This is a genomic window from Candidatus Methylomirabilota bacterium (genome assembly GCA_027293415.1).
Classification (GTDB): domain Bacteria; phylum Methylomirabilota; class Methylomirabilia; order Methylomirabilales; family CSP1-5; genus CSP1-5.
Genome location: JAPUFX010000215.1, coordinates 1 through 6,211 on the forward strand (window position 1 = coordinate 1; position 6,211 = coordinate 6,211).

Genomic DNA, 6,211 nt, shown 5'->3' on the forward strand with positions numbered 1-6,211 from the left:
AGAAAATGTCATCCAAAGCTCCTTAGACATGATCATCTCGGTCGATGGAAACCGGAAGATCGTGGAGTTCAACCGAGCCGCGGAACAGGCCTTCGGATACAGCAAAGCGGAAGTCTTAGGCAGGCCCATTGACCTGCTGTATGCAGACCCATCCGACGGTACACGCGTGGCTGCCGACATACGGAAGTATGGGCGGTTTGCCGGGGAGCTTATAAACAAGAGAAACAACGCAGAGACTTTTTGCGCTTACGTTTCTGCGGCGCCGCTCCGCGATGCGAACGGGACGGTTGTGGGCGGCATGAGCATATCACGCGACATCACCGAGCAGAAGCGCGCGGAAGAAGCCCTGCGTTGGTTAGAAGAAGCTGTGCAGACCATGAAACTGGGTGTCACGATCACCAACACAGAGGGAGAAATTGTTTATACAAATCCCGCTGATGCAAGTATGCACGGATATACCGTGGAAGAATTGATCGGCAAGGATGTGAAAATCTTCGCCCCTCGCGATTTGTGGAAACCGATGGCTTCTGATCAGATGAACGAAATGGAGAGCCGGACCCGGGAAAGCCTCAACAGCCGGAAAGACGGAAGCACTTTCCCCGTCCAGTTGATCTCCGGCGCTGTCATAAACGCCGCTGGAGGGACGATCGGTATTGTGACGCTGTGTGAGGACAGTACCGAACGCAAGCGGGTCGAGGCCGAGTTAAAAACCACCCAACTCCAACTGATTCAGAGCGCGAAGTTTGAATCGGTGGGCCAGTTGGCCGCGGGGGTCGCGCATGAGGTCAAGAACCCCTTACACATACTCCTGCACGGGCTTGTGTATCTCTCACAGGCGTCTTTGAATCCGGATGACGGCAACGTCGCTCTGGTGTTGGAAAAAATGAACAACGCAGTCAAAAGAGCGGATCGTGTGATCAAGGGCCTCTTGGATTTTTCTGCCTCAAGTGCAATCGAGCTGACGCCTTCCGAGCTTAATGCTGTGGTGGAGGAGTCGCTGCTGCTGATGAACCACGAGTTGGTCAGGACTCATGTCGCCGTGGTCAAAGAGCTGGGGGCGGACCTCCCTCCGGTCAAGCTGGATCGGCAAAAGATCGAGCAGGCCTTCGTGAACCTCTTCATCAATGCCATTCATGCCATGCCAGCGGGAGGAACACTTACCGTTAAAACGTATACGGAGCGGCCGGACGAATTCGGTCCCGATGTCGGGCGCCGGAGAACCGATCAGTTCCGAATCGGGGAGACCCGGGTCGTGGCCGAAGTGCTAGATACAGGCACAGGGATCCCGACCGAAACGCTTGATCGGCTCTTCGACCCATTTTTTACAACCAAACCACCCGGACAGGGAACCGGATTGGGGTTAAGTGTGACGCGAAAAATTCTCGAATTACACCAGGGGACAATTGAGATCAGCAACAGGCAAGAGGGGGGTGCGTGCGTGACCCTCACGTTCAAAACAGAAAGGAGCCACGAAGATGCAAAAGAAACGGATCCTACTGATTGACGATGAACCGGATGTTACCGGTCTCCTCAAGTTAAACCTCGAGAACACCGGGGCCTATGAGGTGAGAGAGGAGAACCGGGCGGAGCACGCCTTGGCCACTGCCAGGACGTTTAAGCCGGATCTGATCATTCTGGATATCGTGATGCCCAACGTAGACGGGGGCGAAGTCGCAGCCCAGCTCAAAGCCGATAAGGCACTCAAAGAGACCCCGCTGGTGTTCTTAACCGCTGTGGCGACAAAAAAAGAAGCCGAAAAAATGGGGGGCACGATCGGCGGGCATCCATTTATCGCAAAGCCAGCGAATCTAGAAGAACTGGAGGAATTGATCGAAAAGCAACTGCAAAAAAAACAAGGAGGAATGCGCTGTGGCGAAGAAGAAGATCCTGCTTATCGATGACGAGGAAGATGCCTGCACGGTGCTAAAGCTCGTTATTGAGACGACCACTCAATACGAAGCGTTGGTGGCTACCAGCGGTGAAGCCGGCCTCGAGCTCATCAAGACGCACAAGCCGGACCTGGTCCTCCTCGACATTATGATGCCAGGCATGGATGGGATTGCGACCCTGAAACGGATCAAGGCCACCACCCCGGATCTTCCGGTGGCGATGGTAACAGCAGTCCATAAGGAAGAAGAGGCGAGAAAGTGCTTTGACTTGGGGGCGTACGAGTACATCACAAAACCGGTTGATTTCGAGCAGCTGAAGACGGCAATGTTGGTTAAGCTCTTCTAGGATATAATCCAGGCAAGACGTTCCGATACCCCACCCTGGTTCTGCTCTATCTCCTCCTGCGTCGAACCTGCACAGGCCTTTAATCTCGGCCCCTTAGCTCTCCTTGAAAGTCACGGAAAATCCCCCTTGGCACTGATTATGGAAGGATATAGTATAATCCACGAACTGCGGGCGTAGCCGGGGTACACCCCCTAGCCTTGGTCGAGTTATACGCGGAAGCAACGACCATGATAGACCATAAACCATCCAACACGGAGCGCAGGCGTACAGAGGAGGCGATTGACCGACTCCGCCATCAAAACGAGCTGATTTTGAACGCGGCTGGAGAAGGGATCTACGGCCTGGATCTGGATGGAAAAATCACCTTTGTGAATCCGGCGGCGGCGCGGATGATCGAGTGGCGGGTCGAAGAGCTGATCGGTAAGACCATGCACGATATCCTGCACTACTCGAAGCCGGATGGGAGTCCCTATCCTCGGGAGGAATGTCCCATCCATGCGGCATTTCGGGATGGAACCGTCTATCACGTGACAGACGAGGTCTTTTGGCGAAAGGACGGCATGTGCTTCCCCGTTGAGTACATCAGTACTCCCATTCGGGACGACCAAGGAGAGGTCATCGGGGCAGTCGTGAAGTTCAAGGACATTACTGAGCAGAGGCAGGCGGAGGAAAAATTACGTTTGCAGGCGCAACTATTGGACAGCGTCCGCGAATCCATAGTTGCGACGGATTTAGAGGGCCACGTCGTCTACTGGGGCAAAGGTGCCGAGGCCTTATATGGATATCGCGCCGACGAGGTCATTGGAAAGCCCATCACATTCATTGTCGAGTCCCATGAGGAAGACGAAGAACGGCGACGAATAGACGCAGTTCGGACGAGGGGCTTGTGGTGCGGTCAGTACTGGCAGCGACGCAAGGATGGGTCCAAGTTCTGGGCCGATACGGTCATTTCACTTGTGACTGATGAGAAGGGACAGCCTTGTGGGTTTATCGGTATCGATCGCGACATCACCGAGCGCAAGCGGGCGGAGGAAGCCTTGCGAGAGAGCGAAGAGCGCCTTCGCAAGATCTTTGAGGAAGGCCCGCTCGGGATGGCTATCATTGACTTGGATTATCGATTTGTCAAAGTCAATGGTGCCCTGTGCAAGATGGTGGGATACACAGAGCAAGAACTGACAGGACTGACATTTGCTGAGATCACCCATCCGGAGGATATCGACAAGGATGTGCGACTCAGTGAGCAAATTTTCGGTGGAGAGATACCCTTTTTTCATCTGGAAAAAAGGTACATCAAGAAGGACGGGGGGATTCTCTGGATTGGCCTGACGGCTTGTGTCATCCGCGATGAGCAGGGAAAGCCTCAGTATGGTCTGGCAATGATCGAGGACATCACCGAGCGCAAGCGGGCGGAGGAGGCACTGCGACGCTTGAATGAACAATTGGAACTCGGGTTTCAGGAACGAACGGCTAAGTTGTCTGAAGCAATTGGCATTCTGGAAGAGCAGATCGACGAACGCCACAGGGCCGAGGAGGAATTGCTCAGTTCCCGGGAGCAGCTGCGTGCCCTTTCTACCCGCCTCCTCTCTGTGCAGGAAGAGGAGCGGAGCCGGATCGCCCGCGAGATTCACGATGAGCTAGGGCAGGCACTGACAGGCTTGAAGATCGACCTGACCTGGGTCGCCCAGCGATTGGCTCCAAATCAAGAGCATGTGAAAAAAAAGACCGACTGGATGACCCACCTCATCGACACAACGGTGCAAACGGTGCGCCGAATCTCCACCGAGTTGCGACCTCGAATCCTTGATCACCTTGGGCTGGTCGCCGCGCTGGAATGGCAGATCCGGGAGTTTCAAGATCGAACCGGCATAGCATGTATGTTCACAAAACACCCCGAGGAAATTACCGTGCATGTAGAGCGGGCTACGACGGTGTTCCGTATCTGCCAGGAGGCCTTGACGAATGTCGGTCGACACGCCTTCGCCACGAGGATCGACCTCAGCCTGACAAAGGTGGGACAGGACCTGGTATTAGAGGTGCGAGACAACGGAACGGGCATCACGAAAGAAGCAGTTGCCGATCCGAAATCACTGGGATTAATTGGTATGCGAGAGCGGGTCCTGCCGATGGGAGGTGATGTCACCATCAAGGGGGTCCGAGGTAAAGGCACCGCCGTTACCGTTCGCATTCCCATAAGAGAAGGGGGAGCCAGTCTAGTCGGAGAAAGCACATGATTAAGATCTTAATCATCGACGATCATGCAATCGTTCGCGAGGGGCTGAAACAAATTCTTGTGGAAACTCCTGATCTGGAGGTGGCTAGTGAAGCGAACAACGGACAGGAGGCATTGGAAAGGTTGCGAGCGGGTCATTTGGATTTAGTCGTGCTGGACATTTCCCTGCCGGGTGCCAATGGCCTGGTCGTCCTGCAACAGATCAAGAACCAGTTTCCGGAGGTTCCGGTCCTAATTCTGAGCATACATGCCGAGGAGCAGTATGCTTTGCGTGCCTTGAAGGCGGGAGCAGCTGGATATCTCACCAAGGAAACCGCCCCGCAAGAATTGGTTACCGCCATTCAAAAGGTGGCTGGCGGTGGCAAGTATGTGAGTCCTTCGCTAATGGAAAAAATGGTTTCTGATTTGGGAAAGGATCTTAAGAAAGCGTTGCACGAAACCCTGTCCGACCGGGAGTTCCAGGTACTGTGCATGATCGCAACAGGCAAAGGCCTCACCGAAATCGCCGAGGATTTGGACCTGAGTGTTAAAACCGTGAGCACCCACCGCACTCGGATGCTGAAGAAAATGCGCCTCAGGAACAATGCGGAATTGATCCACTACGCCATCCGTAATGATCTGGTGAAGTGACCTAGCTCTCCTTTCTTTTCCGGCCGCCTTCTGACTTCCCGCCTCCTTCTCGTGCTAAACCCCACAGAATCAAGCGCCTGATCCCTCAGGGCCAAGGTGTATTCATTGAGAGGTATTCGTGTCTGGCTCGCGCGGAAAGGGGCATGTTTTTTGCAGCTATTTGGGGAAGTTAGATGCCTAGACTAAAGCATCCCTGCCTCCTGGCAGCAGGGAGGCGGAGGCAGTTGGAAGTCCGATATGGATCTAAAGGCGAAGTTGGAAAATCGAACAGCAACTATAAGCGTCCTCGGACTGGGATATGTTGGTCTTCCCCTCGCCGTTGAGTTTGCCAAGGTAGGATTCCCTGTGATCGGAATTGACGTGGATGAGCATCGGCTGCACAAGATTAAGACTGGAGCACTGGTCTCATCGGACGTGGATGCACATACGCTCTCGGGTCTCGTCAGTAATGGCAGCTTCACCCTGACTTCAAGCTATGCAGCTATCGAACAGTGCGATGTAATCATCATCTGTGTCCCAACCCCGCTGAGCAAAACAAAAGAGCCGGATATTTCCTTCATCGTGGCTGCCGCCAAGGGGATCGTCCCGTTTCTCCGAATGGGACAGCTCGTCGTTCTGGAAAGCACGACTTTTCCGGGGACCACCGAAGAAATCTTCCTCCCCAGCATCGAGGCAAAGGGGCTGCGCGTGGGGCAGGACATCTACCTCGCGTACTCGCCTGAACGGATCAACCCGGGCAATCCTGACTTTCCACTTCCCCAGATTCCCAAGGTGATCGGCGCGATTTCTGGGACGTGCCGGGACATGGCATGCTCCCTGTACGCCACAGTGATACATAAGGTCGTTCCTGTTTCCTCCACTCGCGCGGCCGAGATGGTCAAGATGCTAGAAAACACCTTTCGGGTTGTGAATATCGCACTTGTCAATGAGGTTGCCTTGATGTGCGACCGGTTGGGTTTGGACGTTTGGGAGATTATCGAAGCGGCCGCAACAAAGCCTTTCGGCTTTATGCCCTTTACTCCTGGCCCCGGGCTTGGGGGACACTGTGTTCCAATCGACCCGCAGTACCTCGCGTGGAAGCTCAAGACGTTGAATTATACCGCCCGATTCATCGGA

6 protein-coding genes are annotated in these 6,211 nt (G+C 54.4%); all 6 read left to right on the forward strand.

Annotated features, from left to right (window positions below; genetic code table 11):
* A partial coding sequence (locus O6929_14325) for a PAS domain S-box protein (protein MCZ6481557.1) occupies positions 1–1,504 on the forward strand: 1,504 nt, incomplete at its 5' end.
* Positions 1,476–1,901 (forward strand): response regulator, encoded by a 426-nt coding sequence (locus O6929_14330; GenBank protein ID MCZ6481558.1) that lies wholly within the window; start codon positions 1,476–1,478, stop codon positions 1,899–1,901. The genes O6929_14325 and O6929_14330, both read left to right, overlap by 29 nt.
* Positions 1,870–2,235: a response regulator gene (locus O6929_14335; protein MCZ6481559.1), complete on the forward strand. Its 366-nt coding sequence runs from the start codon at positions 1,870–1,872 to the stop codon at positions 2,233–2,235. The genes O6929_14330 and O6929_14335 overlap by 32 nt, the downstream gene beginning before the upstream one ends.
* A 227-nt stretch (positions 2,236–2,462) precedes the next feature.
* The gene (locus O6929_14340) at positions 2,463–4,466 is read left to right on the forward strand and encodes a PAS domain S-box protein (GenBank protein MCZ6481560.1); all 2,004 of its coding nucleotides are present in this window, start codon (positions 2,463–2,465) and stop codon (positions 4,464–4,466) included.
* On the forward strand, positions 4,463–5,095 hold the full coding sequence (locus O6929_14345; GenBank protein ID MCZ6481561.1) for a response regulator transcription factor: 633 nt from the start codon (positions 4,463–4,465) through the stop codon (positions 5,093–5,095). The genes O6929_14340 and O6929_14345 overlap by 4 nt, the downstream gene beginning before the upstream one ends.
* A gap of 237 nt (positions 5,096–5,332) precedes the next feature.
* A partial coding sequence (locus tag O6929_14350) for a nucleotide sugar dehydrogenase (protein ID MCZ6481562.1) occupies positions 5,333–6,211 on the forward strand: 879 nt, incomplete at its 3' end.

Excerpts from the sequence above, each read along its gene's own strand:
- O6929_14330 (MCZ6481558.1), top strand. The coding sequence starts at position 1,476 with ATGCAAAAGAAACGGATCCTACTGATTGACGATGAACCGGATGTTACC.
- O6929_14340 (MCZ6481560.1), top strand. The coding sequence starts at position 2,463 with ATGATAGACCATAAACCATCCAACACGGAGCGCAGGCGTACAGAGGAG.
- O6929_14345 (MCZ6481561.1), top strand. The coding sequence starts at position 4,463 with ATGATTAAGATCTTAATCATCGACGATCATGCAATCGTTCGCGAGGGG.